The organism is Bacillus sp. V59.32b, assembly GCF_003429085.1.
Lineage (GTDB): Bacteria > Bacillota > Bacilli > Bacillales > DSM-1321 > Peribacillus.
This window is the reverse complement of sequence record NZ_QVTC01000068.1, coordinates 1-23,093: the sequence shown is the minus strand read 5'-3', so window position 1 is coordinate 23,093 and position 23,093 is coordinate 1. Positions and strand designations below refer to the sequence as shown.

General features: G+C 44.0%; 25 protein-coding genes. 24 read left to right on the top strand and 1 reads right to left on the bottom strand.

What is annotated here, in order from left to right; translation table 11 throughout:
- Positions 1-16: 16 nt before the first annotated feature.
- The 4 genes from prmA (at position 17) to deoC (ending at position 4,058) form a co-directional block, all read left to right on the top strand.
- The gene (gene prmA / locus D0463_RS15295; RefSeq protein WP_117308245.1) at positions 17-958 is read left to right on the top strand and encodes a 50S ribosomal protein L11 methyltransferase; all 942 of its coding nucleotides are present in this window, start codon (positions 17-19) and stop codon (positions 956-958) included.
- Between the two features lie 150 nt (positions 959-1,108).
- Positions 1,109-1,861 (top strand): 16S rRNA (uracil(1498)-N(3))-methyltransferase, encoded by a 753-nt coding sequence (locus D0463_RS15290; RefSeq protein WP_117308244.1) that lies wholly within the window; start codon positions 1,109-1,111, stop codon positions 1,859-1,861.
- Positions 1,862-1,867: 6 nt separating this feature from the next.
- The gene (mtaB, locus tag D0463_RS15285) at positions 1,868-3,214 is read left to right on the top strand and encodes a tRNA (N(6)-L-threonylcarbamoyladenosine(37)-C(2))-methylthiotransferase MtaB (protein WP_117308243.1); all 1,347 of its coding nucleotides are present in this window, start codon (positions 1,868-1,870) and stop codon (positions 3,212-3,214) included.
- Between the two features lie 172 nt (positions 3,215-3,386).
- Complete coding sequence (gene deoC / locus D0463_RS15280) at positions 3,387-4,058, top strand: deoxyribose-phosphate aldolase (RefSeq protein ID WP_117308242.1); 672 nt, start codon at positions 3,387-3,389, stop codon at positions 4,056-4,058.
- Positions 4,059-4,090: 32 nt separating this feature from the next.
- On the opposite strand, the gene D0463_RS15275 is transcribed toward deoC, so the two are convergent.
- Positions 4,091-5,020 (bottom strand): Na/Pi symporter, encoded by a 930-nt coding sequence (locus D0463_RS15275; protein ID WP_117308258.1) that lies wholly within the window; start codon positions 5,018-5,020, stop codon positions 4,091-4,093.
- Between the two features lie 172 nt (positions 5,021-5,192).
- On the opposite strand from D0463_RS15275, the gene rpsU reads away from it, so the two are divergent.
- The 20 genes from rpsU to D0463_RS15180 all read left to right on the top strand — a co-directional run bounded on the left by rpsU (position 5,193) and on the right by D0463_RS15180 (position 22,071).
- Positions 5,193-5,366 (top strand): 30S ribosomal protein S21, encoded by a 174-nt coding sequence (gene rpsU, locus D0463_RS15270; protein ID WP_028391853.1) that lies wholly within the window; start codon positions 5,193-5,195, stop codon positions 5,364-5,366.
- 15 nt (positions 5,367-5,381) lie between these two features.
- Positions 5,382-5,828, top strand: coding sequence for a GatB/YqeY domain-containing protein (locus D0463_RS15265; protein WP_117308241.1), 447 nt, complete (start codon positions 5,382-5,384; stop codon positions 5,826-5,828).
- Positions 5,829-6,021: 193 nt separating this feature from the next.
- Positions 6,022-7,293, top strand: a complete 1,272-nt coding sequence (locus D0463_RS15260; RefSeq protein WP_117308257.1) for an NfeD family protein — start codon at positions 6,022-6,024, stop codon at positions 7,291-7,293.
- A 29-nt stretch (positions 7,294-7,322) separates the two neighbouring features.
- Entirely contained in the window at positions 7,323-8,309 is a 987-nt protein-coding gene (gene floA, locus D0463_RS15255) for a flotillin-like protein FloA (RefSeq protein WP_117308256.1), read from the top strand.
- Between the two features lie 32 nt (positions 8,310-8,341).
- Positions 8,342-8,794 (top strand): hypothetical protein, encoded by a 453-nt coding sequence (locus tag D0463_RS15250; protein WP_117308240.1) that lies wholly within the window; start codon positions 8,342-8,344, stop codon positions 8,792-8,794.
- Positions 8,795-8,917: 123 nt separating this feature from the next.
- Entirely contained in the window at positions 8,918-9,202 is a 285-nt protein-coding gene (gene yqfC, locus D0463_RS15245) for a sporulation protein YqfC (protein ID WP_117308239.1), read from the top strand.
- A gap of 17 nt (positions 9,203-9,219) precedes the next feature.
- Complete coding sequence (yqfD, locus tag D0463_RS15240; RefSeq protein ID WP_117308238.1) at positions 9,220-10,407, top strand: sporulation protein YqfD; 1,188 nt, start codon at positions 9,220-9,222, stop codon at positions 10,405-10,407.
- A 3-nt stretch (positions 10,408-10,410) separates the two neighbouring features.
- On the top strand, positions 10,411-11,373 hold the full coding sequence (locus tag D0463_RS15235; RefSeq protein WP_117308237.1) for a PhoH family protein: 963 nt from the start codon (positions 10,411-10,413) through the stop codon (positions 11,371-11,373).
- Between the two features lie 184 nt (positions 11,374-11,557).
- On the top strand, positions 11,558-13,690 hold the full coding sequence (locus D0463_RS15230; protein ID WP_117308236.1) for an HD family phosphohydrolase: 2,133 nt from the start codon (positions 11,558-11,560) through the stop codon (positions 13,688-13,690).
- An 11-nt stretch (positions 13,691-13,701) separates the two neighbouring features.
- Entirely contained in the window at positions 13,702-14,178 is a 477-nt protein-coding gene (gene ybeY / locus D0463_RS15225) for an rRNA maturation RNase YbeY (protein ID WP_117308235.1), read from the top strand.
- Positions 14,156-14,530, top strand: a complete 375-nt coding sequence (locus D0463_RS15220) for a diacylglycerol kinase family protein (RefSeq protein ID WP_117308234.1) — start codon at positions 14,156-14,158, stop codon at positions 14,528-14,530. The genes ybeY and D0463_RS15220 overlap by 23 nt, the downstream gene beginning before the upstream one ends.
- A gap of 112 nt (positions 14,531-14,642) precedes the next feature.
- Positions 14,643-15,041 (top strand): cytidine deaminase, encoded by a 399-nt coding sequence (locus D0463_RS15215; RefSeq protein WP_117308233.1) that lies wholly within the window; start codon positions 14,643-14,645, stop codon positions 15,039-15,041.
- Entirely contained in the window at positions 15,034-15,963 is a 930-nt protein-coding gene (gene era, locus D0463_RS15210) for a GTPase Era (RefSeq protein WP_117308232.1), read from the top strand. Before D0463_RS15215 ends, era begins: the two co-directional genes overlap by 8 nt.
- 140 nt (positions 15,964-16,103) lie before the next feature.
- Positions 16,104-16,247 carry a YqzL family protein gene (locus D0463_RS15205; protein ID WP_117308231.1) on the top strand — a complete coding sequence of 48 codons (144 nt, stop codon included), beginning with the start codon at positions 16,104-16,106 and terminating at the stop codon, positions 16,245-16,247.
- Positions 16,248-16,285: 38 nt separating this feature from the next.
- The gene (gene recO, locus D0463_RS15200) at positions 16,286-17,038 is read left to right on the top strand and encodes a DNA repair protein RecO (RefSeq protein WP_117308230.1); all 753 of its coding nucleotides are present in this window, start codon (positions 16,286-16,288) and stop codon (positions 17,036-17,038) included.
- Positions 17,039-17,066: 28 nt separating this feature from the next.
- Positions 17,067-17,276 carry a hypothetical protein gene (locus D0463_RS19225; protein ID WP_133299580.1) on the top strand — a complete coding sequence of 70 codons (210 nt, stop codon included), beginning with the start codon at positions 17,067-17,069 and terminating at the stop codon, positions 17,274-17,276.
- A gap of 288 nt (positions 17,277-17,564) precedes the next feature.
- Entirely contained in the window at positions 17,565-18,461 is an 897-nt protein-coding gene (gene glyQ / locus D0463_RS15195; protein ID WP_117308229.1) for a glycine--tRNA ligase subunit alpha, read from the top strand.
- Positions 18,448-20,520, top strand: a complete 2,073-nt coding sequence (glyS, locus tag D0463_RS15190) for a glycine--tRNA ligase subunit beta (RefSeq protein ID WP_117308228.1) — start codon at positions 18,448-18,450, stop codon at positions 20,518-20,520. The genes glyQ and glyS overlap by 14 nt, the downstream gene beginning before the upstream one ends.
- Positions 20,521-20,601: 81 nt before the next feature.
- Positions 20,602-21,237, top strand: coding sequence for a transcriptional regulator CcpN (gene ccpN, locus D0463_RS15185; protein ID WP_174234337.1), 636 nt, complete (start codon positions 20,602-20,604; stop codon positions 21,235-21,237).
- A gap of 24 nt (positions 21,238-21,261) precedes the next feature.
- On the top strand, positions 21,262-22,071 hold the full coding sequence (locus D0463_RS15180) for a pyruvate, water dikinase regulatory protein (protein ID WP_117308226.1): 810 nt from the start codon (positions 21,262-21,264) through the stop codon (positions 22,069-22,071).
- The last annotated feature ends 1,022 nt before the right edge of the window (positions 22,072-23,093 follow it).

The window sequence follows — 23,093 nt, the reverse complement described above, 5'->3', positions numbered from 1 at the left end:
AACAGGAGTGATAGAGATGAAATGGTCTGAAATTGCGATTCATACGACGAACGAAGCGGTTGAGCCCGTCTCCAATATATTGCATGAGGCTGGTGCAAGCGGAGTTGTCATTGAAGACCCCCAAGAATTGCTTAAAGAACGTGAAGACGTTTTTGGCGAAATCTATCAGCTTAATCCTGCAGACTACCCGGAAGAAGGCGTTATCGTAAAGGCTTATTTGCCCGTCAATAGCTTTCTGGGGGAAACGGTGGACGCGATCAAGGAAGCGATTAATAATCTGCTTTTATTTGATATCGATCTTGGAAGGAATTCCGTTTCGATTAGCGAAGTGAATGAAGAGGAATGGGCGACAGCCTGGAAAAAATACTATAATCCTGTGAAAATCTCTGAGCGGTTCACCATCGTACCGACATGGGAAAATTATGAGCCGGTTTCAAGTGATGAGCTGATTATTGAGCTGGACCCTGGCATGGCTTTCGGTACTGGTACGCATCCGACGACCGTCATGTGCATTCAGGCATTGGAGCGAACCGTTAAACCGGGTGATACCGTAGTCGATGTCGGGACCGGATCCGGGGTGCTGAGCATTGCGGCTGGGTTGCTCCAGGCACAGCGTGTCACTGCCTTGGATCTTGATGAGGTAGCTGTAGCCTCTGCTAAGCTAAATGTGAAGCTGAATAAAGTACAGAACTTGGTTTCAGTTTCGCAGAACAACCTGTTGGACGGGGTGAGTGCTGCGGCAGATGTTGTCGTTGCCAATATTCTGGCCGAGGTGATTGTCCGTTTTACGGATGAAGTCGCAAAGGTTGTGAAGCCGGGCGGATACTTCATTGCTTCAGGCATTATCCAGCCAAAAAAACAGGAAGTGAAGGATGCGATTATTGCATCGGGATTTGAGATTGAGGAAACGATGCTTATGGAAGACTGGGTTGCTTTGATTGCAAGAAGGAAGCAATAATGCTGTCTTTTTTTCATTAAACAATCTGGATTTCCAGGATTGTCATTCTTGTTTAAATGATGCTCGAATGGCGCTATTTATTTCCTTATGGCAGTTCACAAGGGGGACCCCATACCAACTACACAATAAATCCAAAAAGCGGGTGTCGACGTGCAGCGTTATTTTTTGTCGGAAGGTGATTTTCAGGATAACTCGATAAGAATTTCAGGTGAAGATTATCATCATATAACAAGGGTGATGCGGATGGAGCCTGGCGACCGAATGTTCTGTGTGAAAAATAATGGACAGGCTGCGCTCTGCGAAATAACAGAAATTGCTAGTGATACCGTAATAGGAACAGTTATAGAATGGAAGAATGATGATAAAGAGCTGCCGGTAAAGGTAACGATTGTGAGCGGTCTGCCTAAAGGGGATAAGTTAGAATATATCATTCAAAAAGGGACGGAATTAGGCGCATCCCAATTTATCCCTTTTATTGCGGCTCGTTCAGTGGTCAAATGGGATCAGAAAAAAGCAGCAAAAAAACAAGAGCGCCTTCAGAAAATCGCCAAAGAGGCGGCCGAACAATCGCATCGGAATGTCATTCCTGACGTTTCTGAGCCAAAAACATTGGAGCGATTGCTTCAATACGCAGGCGGCTTTGACTATAAGCTGATCGCTTTTGAAGAAGAAGCGAAAAAAGGGGAAACGGCACTCCTTGCATCCGTCTTGCAGAAAATTAAACCGGGCCAGTCACTTATGCTTGTTTTCGGACCAGAAGGCGGACTGGCGCAAAATGAAATTGATAAGCTCATGGAATCAGGCTTTAAAGCCTGTGGACTTGGACCTAGAATATTACGGACGGAAACGGCTCCGCTTTATGCATTAAGCGCTGTTTCCTACCAATTAGAACTACTGAGGTGATCACAAATGGCAAATGTAGCTTTCCATACGCTAGGCTGTAAAGTAAACCATTATGAAACAGAAGCCATCTGGCAGCTATTCAAAAATCAAGGATATGATCGGGTTGAGTATGAATCTGCGGCGGATGTTTATGTAATCAATACGTGTACCGTAACAAATACCGGGGATAAGAAGAGCCGGCAGGTTATCCGCCGGGCGATCCGCAAAAACCCGGATGCCGTTATCGCGGTTACCGGTTGTTATGCTCAAACGTCCCCTGCCGAAATCATGGCGATTCCCGGGGTGGATATTGTTGTCGGTACCCAGGACCGGACGAAAATGCTCGAGTATATTGAGCAATATAAAGAAGAGCGCCAGCCGATCAACGGTGTAGGCAATATTATGAAGACCCGTGTCTATGAAGAGCTGGATGTTCCGGCCTTCACCGATCGTACCCGTGCTTCCTTAAAGATTCAGGAAGGCTGCAATAACTTCTGTACATTTTGCATTATCCCATGGGCACGCGGATTAATGCGATCACGCGACCCGAAGGAAGTCATCCGCCAGGCTCAGCAGCTTGTCGATGCAGGCTACAAAGAAATTGTTTTGACCGGAATTCATACGGGCGGTTATGGCGAGGATATGAAAGATTATAATTTGGCCATGCTTTTACGTGATCTGGAAGAACAGGTTGACGGATTGAAGCGCATCCGGATTTCCTCCATCGAAGCGAGCCAGATTTCAGACGAAGTCATTGAAGTACTCGCTCATTCTGAAAAGGTTGTTCGCCACCTTCATATCCCGATTCAATCCGGATCGGATACGGTCTTAAAACGGATGAGAAGAAAGTATACGATGGAATTTTTCGCGGATCGGTTAAACAAGCTTAAAGAGGCTCTGCCTGGTCTAGCGATTACATCTGATGTGATTGTCGGCTTCCCTGGCGAAACGGAAGAGGAGTTCATGGAAACGTTCAATTTCATCAATGAGCATAAGTTTTCCGAGCTTCATGTTTTTCCATATTCGAAGCGTACTGGAACGCCAGCGGCGAGAATGGATGATCAGGTTGATGAAGAAGTGAAGAACGAACGGGTGCACCGCTTAATCGCTCTTTCCGATCAGCTCGCAAAAGAATATTCATCCAAGTTTGACGGAGAAGTCCTTGAAGTGATTCCGGAAGAACGTTTTAGTGAAGATGCGGATAGCAACCTATACGTTGGTTATACCGATAACTACTTAAAGGTCGTATTCCCGGCAAATGAAGAAATGATTGGCGAAATCGTTAAGGTGAAAATTACTAAAGCAGGTTACCCTTATAATCAGGGGCAATTCGTAACAATCGTCAAAGATTTGCAGGCGGCTGTCAACGTATAAATAGCTTTGCATAGGCAACGGTCACATAAAATGTACCCAAAGGATTAGGACATTTTAAAAAACCGTTGCCTTTTTATAAAACATAAACTTCCTCAAAAAGGTAAATAACTAATTTTATTACCGAAAACATGTTATGATGAAGAGGTACGTACAACTGGAAGGAGAAATGATAATGGTTCAAAATGTAGCTGGTATTATCGATCACACTTTATTGAAAGCGGATGCAACAAAAGATCAAATTAAAGTTCTTTGTGAAGAAGCGAGAGAGTATGAATTTGCCTCAGTATGCGTGAACCCGACTTGGGTGAAATATGCGAGCGAGCTTCTGCAGGGATCAGATGTGAAAGTCTGTACCGTAATCGGGTTCCCTTTAGGAGCTAACACGCCGGAGACCAAAGCGTTCGAAGTGAAAAATGCGATTGAAAACGGCGCCGATGAAGTGGATATGGTCATCAATATCGGTGCGCTTAAAGATAAAGATGATTCGCTTGTTGAAAGAGATATCCGTGCTGTCGTTGAAGCGGCAAAAGGAAAAGCGCTGACAAAAGTAATCATTGAAACTTCCTTACTCACGGAAGAAGAAAAAGTACGTGCCTGCAGTCTCTCTGTAAAAGCGGGTTCTGACTATGTGAAAACGTCAACAGGTTTTTCAACAGGCGGTGCGACACCTGAAGACGTCGCGCTTATGAGAAAAACTGTCGGCCCTGAAATTGGCGTTAAAGCTTCAGGGGGAGTCCGAAACACAGACGATGCCAATAAAATCATCGAAGCAGGAGCCTCACGGATTGGCGCTAGTGCCGGTGTTTCGATTGTAAAAGGATTAACGGCTGATTCAGATTATTAAGATTAACGCCGGCTCTTGCTGCCGGCGTTTTTTCATGCTTTTAAACGCTTATGAACGATAAGGATAAATCTCACAAACTGCCTAGAAAACGGCAAAACAATGATAGACGTGATAATATTGAACAAAACACTGGCGTGGGCCAATTGTTTCGCTTTATCTTCGGTAAAGTAAGCCGCTAAGCCTTCTAGCTGATGGATGAGCGGAATAAAGGCAAAAACACCGAGAACATTTAGCCAAATATGGGCGTATGCTGTGAATTTGGCTTCCTCACCCGAACCGATGCTTGCCATATAACCGGTGATGCACGTGCCGATATTGGAACCAAGCATCATTGCAATCGCCGCGTATACGGACAATTCATCACTTGATAGGAAACTCATCGAAATTCCAATCGTAACGGAACTTGAATGAATAATCGCAGTAACGGCTATACCCGTTAATACAGCGAGCAGTGTATAATGCTCCATACTATGTATCAGGTTTTGGATGAAAGGAAAAGCGGAAATCGGCCCTGCCAACTGTTTGAACCCATTCATAGCCGCAAAAATAGCGCTAAGTCCGATTATCGATGTCCCGATGCTTTTGCAGACAACCTTTGGGACGAACCACAATAGTGCCCCTGCGACCACTCCGGGAACGATCCATTTTTCAACGGAAAACGTCATGAATTCAGTCGTAAAGGTAGAACCGACGTTCGAACCCAGGATGATCCCGATGGTTTGCGGAAACGTCAGACTGCCCGCTGAAACAAGGCCGACAGTCATCACCATAACAGCTGAGCTGCTTTGCAGGAGTCCTGTGATCAACGCTCCGACGATAAAGCCTTTCGGAGGGGTGTTTGTGACCTTGGAGAGGAACGCTGTCATTGATTTCCCAGATAGATTAAATAAACCTATGCGCAGAACGGCCATGCCAGCTAAAAAAATAGATATATATATAACAAAGAGAATAAGCTCAGTCATCATCCTTCCCTCCCTCCTGTCTTATCATATGGACACGGAGGCAGGGACATGTCTGATTTAAAATCATAATATAGTTGACCTGAAATAATGCTTATATTATAATTGCTAGGTACATGTGACAGCATGTTGTAAACTTTGAGTAAGTGTGTTGTTTTCGGAGGGAGGGAAAGAGATGTCTAAAACCGTCGTTCGTAAAAACGAATCGCTTGAAGATGCTCTTCGTCGTTTCAAACGTACTGTATCTAAAGCTGGATCGCTTCAGGAAGCAAGGAAGCGCGAGTTTTATGAAAAGCCAAGCGTAAAACGCAAGAAAAAGTCTGAGGCAGCAAGAAAACGTAAATTCTAAGAGAGGGTTGAATTTATGAGTCTTCTCGAGCGTTTAAATAGTGATATGAAACAAGCGATGAAGAACAAGGAAAAGGATAAACTCTCTGTGATCCGTATGGTGAAGGCTGCCCTTCAAAACGAAGGCATTAAAGCCGGAAAACAGGATTTAACTGAAGAGGAAGAATTGACAGTGCTTTCTCGCGAAGTAAAACAACGCAAAGATTCCCTCCAAGAGTTTGAAAATGCAGGAAGAGTCGATCTCGTTGATAAAATCCGTACCGAATTAGGCTACGTTGAGGCATATATGCCGGAACAGCTTTCAGAAGAGGAACTTACGACAATCGTTAAACAAACGATTGAAGAAGTGAATGCTTCCTCGAAAGCTGATATGGGAAGAGTTATGGGAGCCTTGATGCCCAAAGTAAAGGGCAAGGCTGATGGTACCGTCGTCAACAAATTAGTACAACAACATCTATCATAAGCTCGAAACCTAAACCGCAGGCAAGTTACTTTGCTTGCGGTTTTTTACTTAATCCTTGTTCATCTGTAATCTTTTTTACACCGGACTGAAACCTTTTTGTAATACATACGTATGAAGAAGATAGAATGGTAAAAATGAGAAAGGAGGAATCTCCTTGCGGATTTGGCAATCAACAGCAGTATTTATCGTGCTCATGCTCGCCTTCATGATTATGCCTGATCACTCATCAGCAAAAGATGAACTCGTGTATGTCGTCCCAATAGAAGAAACAGTCGAAAAGGGGCTGCACGCCTTTTTAAGCAGGGCACTTGAAACCGCGGAGGAAAATAATGCGGATCTTGTGATCTTTGATATTAATACACCTGGCGGGGCGGTTGATGCAGCCGGTGAAATTGGTAAGCTGCTCGGTGAAACATCCGTTAAAACAGTGGCCTTTGTGAATAATCGTGCCCTTTCCGCCGGGGCTTACATTTCTTTGAATGCCGATGAGATCTATATGGTTCCAAACGCGACAATGGGATCAGCCGCGGTCATTGATGGAGCGGGGAACATGGCGGATAAGAAAGCGCAATCGTACTGGATAGCTGCCATGGAGACGGCGGCCGATCAAAATGGACGTGATCCATTGTATGCCCGGGCTATGGCTGAGGAGGGTGTTAATCTCCCAGAATATGAGGCCGAGGAAGGCAAGCTATTGACGTTAACCGCTGCGGCTGCTGAAAAAGTGGGTTACAGCGAAGGAACGGTCTCGTCGACATCAGCCCTGATTGCAGAGCTGGGAATGGAAGGCGCCGATATCCGATCCATTAATGAAACCTTTTCCGAAAAATTGGCGCGTTTTCTAACCAATCCATTCGTGATACCGCTGCTATTGACTATTGCGAGTATTGCCATCATTATTGAATTGTTCACACCTGGATTCGGGATTGCGGGCATCACAGGGATAACCGCTTTCGTATTGTTCTTTTATGGACATCTCGTCGCTGGGCTTGCCGGCTATGAAGCCATCGGATTGTTTGTGATCGGAATCATTTTGATTATGCTGGAATTTATTGTTCCCGGTGGCATTATCGGGGCACTCGGGTTGCTGGCTGTGATAGCAAGCTTGTTTATGGCAACAGGGGACCCTGTTAACATGACGATATCACTATTGATTGCCCTGATAGCATCCATTCTGGTTTCTATTCTATTCGTAAAGGTGTTTGGTAAGAAAATGAGATTTTTTAAAAAGATGATATTAACGGACTCGACGAATACTGAAAAAGGCTATGTGTCCAACCAGAATCGATTGGAGCTGGTTGGGAAGCAAGGTGAGGCCTTGACGGATTTAAGGCCGTCGGGGACTGTGCTGATTGATGATGAACGTGTGGATGTAGTGACGGAAGGAAGCTTTATCCATAAAGGTGCTCTGGTAAAGATTATTAAGACTGAAGGAGCACGCATCGTCGTCAGGGAATTGAAATAACTTTTGTAATTGGAGGAAAGAAAATGGAAATGACTTCAGCAACTGTACTCTTAATTTTAGCAATTATTGCGGGTATTATCGTACTGGCCGTATTTTTGACTTTTGTGCCGATCGCGCTATGGATTTCAGCGTTGGCAGCAGGCGTAAAAGTCAGCATCTTTACATTAGTGGGGATGAGGTTAAGGCGCGTCATCCCGAGCCGTGTAGTGAATCCGTTGATTAAAGCTCATAAAGCGGGACTCGATGTTACAACGAACCAGCTTGAAAGCCATTACTTGGCAGGAGGTAATGTCGACCGCGTCGTGAATGCCTTGATTGCCGCCCAGCGTGCCAATATTGAGTTGACATTTGAAAGAAGTGCTGCAATTGACCTGGCTGGACGTGATGTGCTCCAAGCGGTGCAAATGAGTGTAAATCCAAAAGTAATCGAAACACCGTTTATTTCCGGTGTAGCGATGGATGGTATTGAAGTAAAGGCGAAGGCGAGGATTACAGTCCGCGCCAACATCGAACGCTTAGTAGGTGGAGCAGGAGAGGAAACGATTATTGCCCGTGTCGGTGAAGGTATCGTATCCACGATCGGATCCGCTGATAATCATAAAAAAGTACTCGAAAACCCAGATATGATTTCCAGAACTGTCTTATCCAAAGGGCTTGATGCGGGAACTGCCTTTGAAATTCTTTCGATTGATATTGCGGACGTTGATATCGGCAAGAACATCGGAGCCATATTGCAGACTGACCAGGCAGAAGCCGATAAAAAGATCGCTCAAGCGAAAGCTGAAGAACGTCGTGCGATGGCTGTTGCCCAGGAACAGGAAATGGTAGCGAAGGTTCAGGAAATGAGGGCGAAGGTTGTCCAAGCCGAAGCAGAGGTTCCATTAGCGATGGCAGACGCTTTGAAATCAGGAAATATGGGTGTCATGGATTATATGAATTTACAAAACATATCTGCGGATACAGGTATGCGTGATTCCATTGGCAAGATGTCTAATGATCCAAAAGACAAAAAATAATTGATGGTTGGATCTCCGAAAGGAGGACTTGAATGGATGCTTTAAATGAAATAATAGGATGGTTATTTAGCAACCCGATCATTGCGGTTGTCGTGATTGGGATTATTTCTTCCCTTCTCGGGAGGAAAAAGCCTGAATCCTCCGATGGAGAAGCAAAGAGAAAGAGAATCCCGGAGGTTATTAAAGAAACGCTCGGCGAATATTTTCCGGAAGAACAGAAACCGAAACCGATTTCGCGCAAAAACATACAAGAAAAGAAAGTGCCTAATGAGATAGAGGTCAAGCTCCAGCAAGCGCGGGAGATTACCGAACAGAAGCTATCTGAAGTCAGGAAAAGTCCTGTTTTTTATCAGGATTCTATTGATGATAGCCAAAGCCCTATCTATAAGCCGGATCTTAAGTTTGACCGGCAAAAACTAGTCGACGGCATTATCATGGCTGAAGTGCTTGGCCCGCCAAAATCGAAGGTCAATAAGAGAAGATAGCATAGATAGAGAATTATTACTTTTTCAATGAATACTGGTGTCCGGCTCCAGCGCCTAGCGCCATTTCAGTTCTAGAACTCCTTTTCATTTCATACATTTGAGATGAAGGGGGGTTCTTTTTTTATGGCGTCAAAGTGGAGACAAAACATAAAAAAACTGTTTGTGAAGACGATGGACCTTCCGCAGGATGTCATGATGGACCTGCCAAGAATCACGATGATTGGCCAATTACATATTTATATTGAAAACCACAGGGGCTTGCTTGCCTTTACAGATACAGAAGTAAGGCTGATGCTGAAAAAGGGCCAGCTCTTGATAAGGGGAAATGAATTTGTCATTAAAACGATTTTGCCTGAAGAAATCATGCTTCAAGGAAAAATCGATCAAGTCTATTTTATAAAAGAGTGAGGATCGGGAGGAAACCCATGAAGAACCAATGGACCAGCTTTTATACAGGCTATGTAAAAGTGAAGGCAAATGGGAAGGGTACGGAAAGGCTTATCAATTCCCTTACGAGAAGAGGCGTCCACGTTTGGGATGTGAAACGTGCCGGTACAGAGTCGGTTGTTTTCTGCATTGATTTAAGAGAGGTATCCAAGCTGCGTGAAACCGTTAGGGAAAGTCATTGCAAGGTGACGTTCATCTATGGGAAAGGTGGGCCTTTCCTGATTAAAAGGCTGTTGAAAAACAGCGGTTTTTTGGCCGGCAGCCTGGCTTTTTTACTATGCATATTTGTTCTCTCAAATATGGTATGGGGCATTCAGGTACATGATGCAGACCCAGAGACCGAATATGCCATACGTAAAGAACTGGATAACCTTGGTGTTAAAATCGGAAAAATCCAATTCTTACTGAATGATGTGGATACCATCCAGCGCAAGCTCACCGATAATATTGGCGCTGTAACGTGGATAGGTGTTGAGTTAAAAGGGACAACCTACCATTTAAAGGTAGTCGAAAAAAACCAACCGAAGGCTGTAAAACAGATATCGCCACGACATCTTGTGGCTAAGAAAAAAGCCGTTGTCGCTGATATGTTTGTTGAAAAAGGACAACCTATTATAAAAGTGAATGATTATGTAAATAAGGGGCAGTTGCTCGTTTCCGGCGTCATTGGAAACGAGGATAGCCAGAAGATTGTATCTGCTAAAGGTGTAATCATGGGTGAAACGTGGTATAAATCAACCGTAGAAGTTCCTTTGGATTCCACTTTCTCGGTATTTAGCGGAGATGAGAAGACCAAGCATTATGTTGCATTCGGAAAAGCGTCGATTCCAATTTGGGGCTTTAATGATCCCGGATACAAACAATATGAGAATGATATTACGGTAAGGCCGTTACGCTTTCTGCAATGGGAGCTGCCGATTGCTTATAAAACCGCTACGAAAAGAAGCAAGGATGAAATCGTCCGCAAGTATTCTGAACAAGAAGCTTACATTGAAGCAAGAAAAATGGGAAAAGCGAACCTGAAGAAACAATTGCCGGATGATGCTGAAATAATCGGAGAAAAAATTTTGCACGTAAGCAATCAGAATGGTAAAGTTAGATTAACAATTCATTATCAGGTTCTAGAAGATATCGCAACAGGACAACCAATCATTCAAGGAGACTAACGAATGCCAGAAGACCTTAAAGTAATAGAACTAGAAATTGAATCGCCTAACGAAGCACTGGCATTACTCGGGAATGCTGATTCTAATGTGAAAGTGCTCGAGGATGAGCTTCATGTATCCGTTATCACCCGTGGGGAAGGGATTTCCATAGCAGGTGAGCTTGAAAATGCCATCCATGCTGAAAATATTCTGAAAGAATTACTGGCTGTAGTCCGGAAAGGGATTCATATCAGTTCCCGGGATGTTATATACGCGATCGAGCTTTCAAAAAAAGGCACATTGGAATATTTCCATGAACTATATGAAGAAGAAATCGCGAAGACGGCAAAGGGAAAAACCATTCGCGTTAAGACACTGGGACAGCGCCAATATATTTCGGCGATTAAAAAAAGCGATCTTGTTTTTGGGGTCGGTCCTGCCGGAACAGGGAAAACGTATCTTGCCGTAGTTATGGCCGTCAATGCTTTAAAAAACGGCCAGGTAAAGCGGATTATCTTAACGAGGCCGGCTGTGGAAGCCGGGGAAAGCCTTGGATTTTTGCCGGGCGATTTGAAGGAAAAAGTAGATCCATACTTAAGACCGCTATATGATGCTCTCCATGACCTTTTAGGTATGGAGCATACCCAGAGGCTTATTGAGCGAGGGGTGATCGAAATTGCACCTCTTGCTTATATGAGGGGTAGGACTCTTGATGATGCTTTTGTCATTTTGGATGAGGCGCAAAATACGACTCAGGCGCAAATGAAGATGTTCTTAACCCGGCTGGGCTTTGGCTCCAAAATGGTCATTACGGGGGATCGCACTCAAATCGACCTACCCAAAGGGGTCAAGTCAGGACTGAACGCCGCGGCAGACATTTTGAATGGTGTATCAGGTCTTTCTTTTATCTATTTGGAACAAAGCGATGTTGTCAGACACCCTCTCGTTGCGAGAATCATTACGGCTTATGAAAATTCAAATGAATAATTTGGTACCGGATTCCGCCTTATTCTTGGGCGGTTTTCTTTATTTATTGGATAACAGGATGACAAGTTGGTTGGAAAACTGTTATATTTTACATAATTAGATTATGCATTCATGTATCGCATATGAACGACTCTTGTTCAGTACTGTCCATGGTGCTTCCGCTTTTCTATGAGGAGGGGGAAATTTGAATTTTTTACAGACGAATCTGAACAGGCTGAAAAATTTGCTCAATAATCGTTTTTTTCAAGTTTTGCTTTTTGTTATTCTCGGTATTTTTGCTTATTTGATGATGTATTCCAATGTCAAGCCCGAGGAAGTGAAAGTAGAACTTTTGAAGCCAGCGGAACAGACAATCAGGGCGACGAAAACGGTTGAGGATACATATAAAACAGAGCAGGAAAAAGAAGAAATTATCAGTCAGGTTGCGGATGTTTATACGTTAAAAGAAGAATATGCCCAAAACAAAGTCGATTTGATCGCTTCGATTTTCGATTCTGCATTGGAAGTCAAGCAAGAAACGAGTCCGGAGGAAGATGGGGACAGCGAAGCGAAAAGCACGGATGAAATGGTTGCCATGCTAAAAGAAAAGCTTACGGATGAGGTTAATAACGACATCCCAGAATCTGTTTTTCCCGCACTTGTCAAAGCTAAAGAGAACAATCTCCGAATCTCAAAGGATCTGACAATCACAGCCGTCAACAATGTAATGACAGAGAGGATCACGGCTGCTGATGTAGAAAACGCAAAAAAGCAGGCAGAAGAAGAGTTAAAGTATACAAGCCTTGAGAACGAGTTGAAAAATGCTTCGATTGCACTGGCCCGGTATGCGATCATTCAGAACGTATTTTTTGACAAGGATCAAACTGAAGAACAGCGGACAAAGGCTGTGGAATCTGTTGAACCGGCCAAAATTCTTCAGGGGCAAATCATTGTCGAGGAAGGACAGCTGATCGACCGGGAAGTATACCGTCAGCTGGAACTTGCCGGATTTCTTGATAATGATAATACTGTCGTTCCTTTTCTTGGTTTATTTCTGTTTATCACGCTAATCATGAGTGCGCTGTTCTATTATTTTTATCTGAGTCATAATTCGGATGAGAGAAAGGTCACCCAGATGCTCATGCTCAGTATCGTGCTGGTGCTTTCCCTTCTGGTCATGAAGATATTCAGCGTTTTCTCCAGTCTTCAATACAGTGATCTTGGATTTTATTTTCCTGCTGCAATGGCAGCCATGCTGGTCAAAAATTTGCTCAATGAACGTTTTGCAGCCGCAATCACGATCATTTTAGGAGCATTCGGGGCGATCATTTTTAATGGGGATGTCTCAGGGAACCTTGATTTCTCAATTGGGCTTTATATCATGTTCAGTGGGCTTGCGGCCATCGTTATTCTTTCGAAGAATAATTCCAAGACAAAAATCCTCCAGGCCGGGGTGCTGTTATCCCTGATCAATATCGTTCTATTGTTCTCCATCTTATTTATCATGGATGGAAACTATTCTAGAATGGAATATCTCTTTTACATGGTAGCCGCTATTGTTTCCGGCGTGGCTTCTTCCGTGCTGACAATCGGGTTGCTGCCATTTTTCGAAGCCGGGTTTGGAATTCTTTCCTCGATAAAGCTTTTAGAACTTTCAAATCCGAACCATCCGTTGCTCAGGAGGATCCTTACGGAGGCACCTGGTACCTATCATCACAGTGTCATGGTTGCAAACCTTGCGGATTCTGCCTGTGAAGCAATTGGTGCGAATGGGCTGCTGGCAAGGGTTGGCTGTTATTATCATGATATAGGCAAGACGAAGCGGCCGCAGTTTTTTATCGAAAACCAAATAAATATTGAGAATCCGCATGACCGGCTACCACCGGCAACCAGCAAGGATATCATTATTGCTCATAGCATTGATGGTGCTGAAATGCTGCTGAAACACAAGATGCCGCAAGAGATTGTCGATATTGCTGAACAGCATCACGGCACAACGCTGCTTAAATTTTTCTATCATAAAGCTTTAAAGCAAGGAGAAAATGTTAAAGAGGAAGAGTATCGCTATCCGGGTCCGAAAGCACAAACGAAGGAGATTGCGGTGATCGGCATTGCCGACAGCGTCGAGGCGGCTGTCAGGTCAATGGTTCGTCCTACTTCAGAGAAAATAGTGGAAATCGTTGAGAAAATTATCAATGAGCGACTGAATGATCATCAATTTGACGAGTGTGATATAACGATGAAAGAATTAGGAATTGTCAAGCAATCACTTTGCGAAACATTGAATGGCATATTCCACTCAAGGATCGAATATCCGGAGCTCCCTAAATCAGAATAGAAGGTGATACAATGAATTTGACCATCGATTTTATGGACGAAACGGAAAAAGTGAACGAAGAGGCTGAAAAACTCGTAGAAGGCGTTCTTCAATTTGCGGCTAAAAGTGAAGGGATTGAGACTGGCAGTGAGCTTTCTGTTACCTTTGTGGACAACGCGAGGATCAGGGAAATCAATAAGGAATATCGCAGTAAGGATGCGCCGACTGATGTGATTTCGTTTGCGATGGAAGAGTTGGGTGAAAATGAAATAGAGGTGATAGGTACGGAGATCCCGCGTATGCTCGGTGATATTATCATATCCATTGAGAGGGCAGCGGAACAGGCTGAGGAATACGGCCATTCTATTGACCGCGAATTGGGCTTTCTGGCGCTTCACGGCTTTCTGCATCTATTAGGATACGACCATATGAATGAGGCAGATGAAAAAAAGATGTTTACTAAACAAAAGGAAATATTGAACCAATATGGGCTCACAAGGGAAGTATAAAAAAAGGCACCCGCTGTATAAGAGTTTTGTTTATGCTTTTCAAGGGATCTGGGGAGTCGTAAAATCGGAAAGAAATCTAAAGATCCACCTGTCCGTGGCAGTGGTGGTGATAGGAGCAGGCTGGTATTTTTCGGTTTCACGACTGGAGTGGCTGTTCTTACTTTCCGCGATATTCGGGACGATCACCCTTGAAATGATCAATTCGGCGATTGAACGAACCGTGGATCTCATTACCGGAGATATTCACCCGCTTGCTAAACAGGCAAAAGATATTGCCGCCGGCTCAGTTCTTATGTATGCTATTTTTGCTGTCATGGTCGGCCTGATTATCTTTTTGCCAAAACTGTTTTAACCAGCTGATCTTTCCTTCTTTACAGTTAGACTAACGGAATATCGGCTATTCAAGACAAGTGGAGATGCGTTACAATATAAGGGCATCCCCTTTTCTGAAAGGATGATGATAAATGGAACTGAAGAATTTAATCGAAGAGGCTAAACAAGCCAGGGAGAAAGCGTATGTCCCCTATTCCAAATTTGCGGTTGGGGCGGCTTTATTGACTGCCGACGGCAAAGTGTACCATGGCTGCAATATTGAAAACGCTGCCTACAGCATGTGCAATTGCGCTGAACGGACGGCACTTTTTAAGGCCATTTCCGAAGGTGACAAGCAATTTCAGGCTATTGCTGTTGTTGCAGATACAAATCGGCCCGTCCCGCCATGCGGCGCATGCCGGCAAGTTATTTCAGAGTTTTGTAAAAGTGATATGAAAATTGTTTTGACCAACCTGAATGGGGATATTAAAGAATTAACAGTAGAGGAATTGCTACCAGGAGCTTTTTCACCGGGGGATTTGAATGACTAAACTATTTGACGATACACAATCGAGAAACCACAAATCAGGTTTCATCTCTATTATCGGCAGACCGAATGTCGGGAAAAGCACATTCTTGAACCGCGTGATCGGGCAAAAAATCGCCATCATGAGTGATAAGCCGCAAACGACCCGCAATAAAGTGCAGGGTGTTTTGACGGTCGATGATGCACAAATGATTTTCATCGATACACCCGGCATCCATAAGCCAAAGCATAAGCTTGGCGACTTCATGATGAAGGTGGCCACGAATACACTTAAAGAAGTGGATTTGATTTTGTTCATGATCAATGCACAAGAAGGCTTCGGCCGCGGAGACGAATTTATCATTGAAAAGCTAAAGACGGTCAAAACACCTGTTTTTCTCGTCGTGAATAAAATCGACCAGCTTCATCCCGATGAGCTGCTTCCTATCATTGAGAAGTACCGGAATTTATACCCATTCGCTTCGGTTGTGCCGATTTCAGCGCTTGAAGGAAACAACGTGGAAACCCTGCTTGGACAAATTAAGGAACACCTGCCTGAGGGACCGCAGTTTTATCCTGCCGATCAGGTAACGGATCATCCGGAACGATTTATCATTTCCGAGTTGATCCGCGAAAAAGTCTTGCATCTCACACGGGAGGAAATTCCGCATTCCGTCGCAGTCGTGATCGATTCAATTAAGAAAATGGATAACAGTGAAACGATCAATGTGATGGCGACCATCATCGTCGAGAGAGATTCACAAAAGGGGATTGTCATCGGTAAGCAAGGGAAAATGCTGAAGGAAGTCGGGCAAAGGGCCAGACTTGATATCGAGAACCTGCTTGGTTCTAAGGTTTTTCTCGAGCTCTGGGTGAAGGTTCAAAAGGATTGGCGCAATAAAATGTCCCAGCTGCGCGACTATGGGTTTAATGAGGATGAATATTAAAACAGTGGATCACGCCAGTCCTATAGTTATAAAAAATATTCCTAACATTTTTTGTTTCTTATGATTTGAGTTGAGAAGGGTCAAGATAATCTTAAGGTCGGAAATTTAATATGCTAGTAAATTGAAAGGTGGGCTTTATTATGTTGGATTTTACATGGAAAGTGTTCAGTCAGACAGGTAATGTTGACACCTATCTTCTTTTTAAAGAGTTAGAGGTGGAAAGACAGGAAAGACCAGAAAGTCAGAAAGAAGTACTAGCAGAGATTGATTTTCCCATCTCCTAGAATTACGCTTGTCCCTCTAGATTGGATGGTGGCTGATCTTGCTGCAAAAGTGTGAGGGCATCGTCATACGGCGGACAGATTATGGAGAAAGCAATAAAATTATAACAATATATACCCGTGAGTGGGGAAAAATCGGTGCGATGGCGAGAGGCGCCAGTAAACCAAAAAGCCGCCTCTCTGCCGTCACCCAGCTTTTTTATTACGGATATTTTCTTGTGCAAACCTCAAGTGGTCTAGGTACTATGCAGCAGGGCGAAACAGTGAACTCGATGCGATCGATCCGGGAGGATATTTTTTCTACCGCCTATGCATCTTATATCGTCGAGCTCCTTGATAAAAGCGTAGAAGATAAAAAGTCGAATCCCTATCTTTTCGAGCTGCTTTATCAAACATTGAATTACATAAACGAAGGATACGATGCAGAGATCCTTAAATTTATTTTTGAGATGAAGATGCTCCAGGTCAACGGCTTAAGCCCAACACTTGATCAGTGCTCGATTTCCGGCCATACGGAAGGAGAGTTTGCCTTTTCTTTAAGAGAAGGCGGCTTTATTTGCCACAGGTGTTACGGGAAAGACCCCTATCATATTAAAATGTCCCCTGTTGCTGTCAAGCTGCTCCGGCTCTTTTATTATTTTGATTTATCGCGGCTCGGTAACATATCGATCAAGCCCGAAACAAAAAAAGAGCTGCAGCGTGTAATCGATGCTTATTATGAGGAATATTCCGGCCTGCAATTAAAATCAAAGAAATTCTTAAACCAGATGGATCAGATGAAAGACAAGTTTTGAGTTGCTGCCGCAAAAAAGCGAGGTTTTTTTGGAACAAAGAGAGGTCCCGCAACAAAAATCGGTCTTGTCGCAACAAAACCGGCCAAAGCTGCAACAATGCAACAAAAAATGGATCCCGCAACAAAACCAGTGTTCCCTCAACAAAAGTCGTGTTCCGGTTGCCAACCTATTGAAACGCGGTACAAATTCCGTACCCGGATTGAAATGTTTCCTTGACATTCGTGCATCGATTCGCTAAAATCTATCTCATCATATCATTGCAATGAAGGAAAGTAGTACCTGTTATCCTCCATACAAGCGAACCTGGGATAGTGCGAGCCGGGCTATGGATTGGCAGGGAAGGCGTTCCTGAGCAATCGGACTGCTAAGTGAGCAGATAAAGAGGCCGATTTTTCGGCAAATAGGGTGGAACCGCGGGTAAACTCTCGTCCCTATGCGTTAGGCATAGTGGCGGGAGTTTTTTGGCGTTTTCAAACGTTTTTCACTTCTTCGCTCTAAGCCAATTAAATTTTTTTGGAGGTGCTTGATGAACATTCAAGATATGATTTTAACTTTGCAAAAGCATTGGGCCGATCATGGGTGTATTCTGATGAATGCATATGATACGGAAAAAGGAGCCGGGACGATGAGCCCATACACATTCCTGCGTGCTATCGGGCCTGAACCATGGAATGTCGCTTATGTGGAGCCGTCAAGGCGTCCGGCAGACGGTCGTTACGGTGAAAATCCAAACCGTCTTTATCAGCATCATCAGTTTCAGGTGATCATGAAGCCGTCACCCGATAATATTCAGGAAATCTATTTGGATTCCTTGCGGGCGCTGGGTATCAATCCGCTTGAACATGATATCCGTTTTGTTGAGGATAACTGGGAAAACCCTTCGTTAGGCTGTGCAGGCCTTGGCTGGGAGGTTTGGCTTGACGGTATGGAGATTACGCAATTTACCTATTTCCAGCAGGTCGGCGGACTCGAATGCAAGCCGGTTTCCGCGGAAATTACGTACGGCATTGAACGGCTCGCTTCCTACATTCAGGAAAAAGAAAATGTCTTTGACCTCGAATGGACGAATGGATTCACGGTGCGCGATATTTTTATGCAGCCGGAATATGAACATTCCAAATATACGTTTGAAACATCGGATTTAGATATGCTGTTCCAGCTTTTCACGATGTATGAAAAAGAAGCTCATCGCCAAATGGATGAAGGTCTGGTCCATCCGGCGTATGACTATGTTTTGAAGTGCTCCCATACGTTCAATCTGCTGGATGCAAAAGGAGCGATATCGGTTACCGAACGCACGGGATATATTGCCCGCTGCCGCAATCTAGCGCGAAAAGTTGCGAAGACTTTCTACGAAGAAAGAGAAAAGCTCGGATTCCCAATCCTTAAGCAGAAAGGGGAGAAAGTCAATGGCCAAGCATGATTTGTTACTTGAAATTGGACTTGAGGAATTGCCGGCGCGTTATGTAACTGCTTCGATGAATCAGCTGGCAGAAAAAATGGAGAAATGGCTTAATGAAAAGTCCATAGAGTATGGGAATATTAAGATGTTTTCGACTCCTCGAAGGCTTGGCGTGCTCATAACAGATGTCGCTGATTCACAAAAGGATATCCATGAGGAAGCCAAAGGACCGGCCAAGAAAATTGCCCAGGATGAAAGCGGCAATTGGACAAAAGCGGCCATTGGCTTTACAAAAGGGCAGGGCGTAACGCCTGAGGATATTTATTTCAAAGAAGTGGGCGGCATTGAATATGTCCATGTGAACAAATTCATTGAAGGGCGGCCAACGATCAGTCTGCTGCCTGAATTAAAAGATATCATTACCGGCATGTCGTTTCCTAAGAATATGCGCTGGGGAGATCAGGAGCTGCGTTACATCCGCCCGATAAAATGGATGATCGCACTTTTGGGCAATGAAATTATTCCATTTGGGATCACACACGTAACCACAGGCAACGAAACAAGAGGGCATCGTTTCCTTGGGAGCACTGCTGTCATTGAGTCCCCAAACCAATATGAGACGGCGCTATCCGAGCAGTTTGTTGTCGCCGATCCGACAAAAAGAAAGAATATGATTCTTGATGGAATCAAAAGGCTGGAAAAAGAACAGAATTGGGTCATTCCTGTAGATGAAGACCTCCTGGAAGAGGTCAATAATCTCGTTGAGTATCCGACTGTTCTGTCAGGCGGGTTCGAGGAAGAGTTTCTCGATTTGCCACAGGAGGTTTTAATCACCTCCATGAAGGAACATCAGCGCTATTTCCCTGTTAAAAATAACAATGGAGATTTGCTTCCTTTCTTCGTGACCGTAAGAAACGGTGACGACCGTCATCTTGATGTTGTTTCTAAGGGAAATGAAAAGGTTTTAAGAGCGAGACTGTCGGATGCTTCTTTCTTCTACAAAGAAGACCAAAAACGCGATATTGACAGTGCTCTGAAGAAACTTGAGACGATCGTTTATCATGAAGAAATCGGCGCACTTTCCGAAAAAATAGCCAGGGTACAAAAATTGACAGCCGAGCTATCAACGGCTTTGTCGCTGAATGACACGGAAAAACAACATACTCACCGTGCAGCACAGATTGCGAAGTTTGACTTAGTCAGCCAGATGGTTTATGAGTTTCCTGAGCTTCAAGGCTATATGGGAGAAAAATACGCCCTTCTTAAAGGCGAAGCCAAAGAGGTGGCCGCCGCCATCAATGAACACTATATGCCAAGACATGCCGATGACAGTATTCCTCCTTCCTTAATAGGTGCCATCCTTAGTGTGGCTGAAAAAATGGACACAATCGTTTCATTCTTTTCCATCGGAATCATACCGACAGGCTCACAAGATCCATACGCTTTAAGAAGGCAGGCTAGCGGTATTGTCCAGATTCTATCCCAGAAGAAATGGGACATCACATTAGAGAAGATCCTCGAAGCTTCCCTTGCAGAGATGGAAGCGAAAGGCATTTTGAAAAGAGACCGCAACGATGTGTTCGCTGACCTTGAACAATTTTTTAAAGCGCGTGTTAAGCATTTGCTGAATGAAAAAGGCATCCGTTACGATCTGATCGACGCGTTGCTTGAGGATAAGCTGGGCAATGTGGCCATCCTTGTGGAAAGAGCATCCGTCTTAGAAGCCAAAAAAGCGGAAGACGGCTTTAAGGCTGGGCTCGAAGCATTAAGCAGGGTAATGAATATTGCGGTTAAGTGCGAAAGCAAGTCCGAAGTGTCTGAGTCTTTATTTGAAAATGAATTTGAAACAAAGCTCTTTGAAACATATCAGTCTGTTTTTAATAAGTATCAGTCAGCTTCCAGTGAATCAAACCGTTTTGAACTGCTCCTGACCATGAAATCGGAAATTGAAAACTATTTCGAACACACGATGGTCATGGCAGAAGACGAAAAACTGAGAACAAACCGGCTATCTTTAATGAAAGATATTAGTGATTTAATCTCCAGCTTTGCGGCGATGAATAAAATTATTGTGTCCTAATCGCCACTTGCAGCGGAAATAGTATATAATTATGATATATAGTATGGCATATTACTTTTTCGCTGTTAGAGCAATAGGGTGGTGTTTAAAATCGAACTAAATAAACGTCAGGAACATATTTTACAAATCGTAAAGGACAACGGTCCAATAACCGGAGAACATATCGCCGACCAGTTACATTTGACCAGGGCGACGTTAAGGCCGGATTTGGCGATCTTGACGATGGCCGGCTTCCTTGATGCAAGGCCGCGTGTCGGTTATTTCTACACGGGAAAATCAGGGACGCAGCTTCTTACAGACAGCCTGAAGAAAATATTCGTGAAAGACTATCAATCGATTCCCGTCGTTGTTGGTGAAGGGATTTCCGTATATGACGCTATTGTCGCGATGTTTCTTGAGGATGTGGGAACGCTGTTTGTTGTCGATAAAAATTCGTCGCTAGTCGGTGTTTTGTCGCGCAAGGATTTGCTTCGGGCAAGCATTGGAAAGCAGGAACTGTCATCGATCCCAGTCAATATTATTATGACAAGAATGCCCAATATTACAATGTGTATGAAGGAAGATTTGCTGATTGACGTAGCGAAAAAGCTGATTGAAAAGCAAATCGACGCATTGCCCGTCGTAAAGGAAACGGACAAGGGATTTGAAGTGATCGGAAGAATTACGAAGAGCAATATTACGAAAGCATTTTTGGCTCTGGCAGATGAAAGCATATAGAACGTGCATGGGAGATGGGGAATTATGAACAGTACAATTATTTATGTTGTTTCCGATTCGGTTGGGGAAACGGCGGAGTTAGTTACAAAAGCCGCGGCAAGCCAGTTTGCTGGCTCACTTTTCTCCACTAAGCGCATTCCGTATGTGGAAGATGAGCAAAATGTTGATGAAGTGATCTCTCTTGCAAAACTAAACAATGCAATTATTGCCTATACGCTTGTAAAGCCGAATATCCGGACGTACATGAAGGAACAGGCAGAGAAAGAAAATATTTTGTCCTATGACATTATTGGTCCTTTAATGGATATCTTTCAGCAAAAGGCTGAGACCTCTCCGCTGAATGAACCCGGGATGGTCAGGCAGCTGGATGATGATTACTTCAAACGGGTGGAAGCTATTGAGTTTGCTGTAAAGTATGATGACGGAAGGGATCCACGGGGCATCCTGCGAGCCGATATCGTACTGGTGGGAGTTTCGCGGACTTCGAAAACGCCGCTTTCGCAATACTTGGCGCATAAGCGTTTTAAAGTGGCCAATGTGCCGCTTGTACCCGAGGTTGAGCCGCCTGAAGAATTATTTTTGGTTCCGCCTGAAAAGTGCTTCGGTTTGAAGATCAGTCCGGAAAAATTGAACCATATCCGCAAAGAACGGTTAAAATCGCTTGGACTGAATGATCATGCGATATACGCGAATATGGAGCGGATCAAAGAAGAATTGACCTATTTCGAATCAATTGTTTCAAGATTACATTGCCCAATTATTGATGTGACTAATAAAGCTGTAGAAGAGACAGCAAATAATATCGTTCATATCATTCAAAACCGCAATAAATAAGGGAACCGGCTCTTTTTTAGGGGATAGGAAAGTATAAACCATGTTCCTCTGCAAAGATGCAACTCGCTTCATTGTCACTTTATAAGGCTCGCCAATCGGCGAGTTTTCTTTTTAAATAAAGAAAGTATAGCTTTTTGAATCAATTTCATATTCTTTTTATATAGAAACACAGACCAACTGAATATTAGTTACTCAAAAATTTTCTTAAGTTTTTACCTTTTGAATAGGGTTGTTGATTTTCCGCTACAGGCGGACGCTTTCCGCGGACGGTCCGTGAGCCTCCTCGTCGCTTCGCTCCTGCGGGGTCTCACCTGGCCACGCTTTTCCCGCAGGACGTTGAGTGATCATCCTCGAATAGACACCGCACGAGAAAATGCGTAGCATTTTCGAGGAGTCACCGCCTGCAGCGAAGATCAACCCGTTTGGAAATCCGGAGTGAGTACTAACACAGCGTATATTTTGTTAACTTAACTGAGCATGGATACAAATGAAGCATTATAAAAGAACGTAACGATGTCGAGTTTGTACCTGTTGAAATTGGCTGTTGATTTCCGCTACAGTCGGACGCCCGCGGGCGGTCCGTGAGCCTCCTCGTCGCCGCTCCTGCGGGGTCTTACCTGGCCACGCTTTTCCCGCAGGACGTTGAGTGATCATCCTCGAATAGGCACCGCACGAGAAAATGCGTAGCATTTTCGAGGAGTCACCGCCTGCAGCGAAGATCAACCCGTTTGGAAATCCGGAGTGAGTACTAACACAGCGTATATTTTGTTAACTTAACTGAGCATGGATACAATTAACAGCTAATTTTGAAGCATTGCTAACGTAACGATGTCAAAATGGACCTTAGTGGTAACTTACTCATTTCGACATTTTGGGGAGGTACTCCTTTTTTTGCGTCTCAGAACCATTGGGACTCTAAGAGTGAAATTTATTAAATTGATTCTTTTAAATAATAGGCTCTGGTAAACGATAATGTTGTTTTTGGGAAGGGAATCTGCGAGACTCCTGCGGAAAAACGGGCT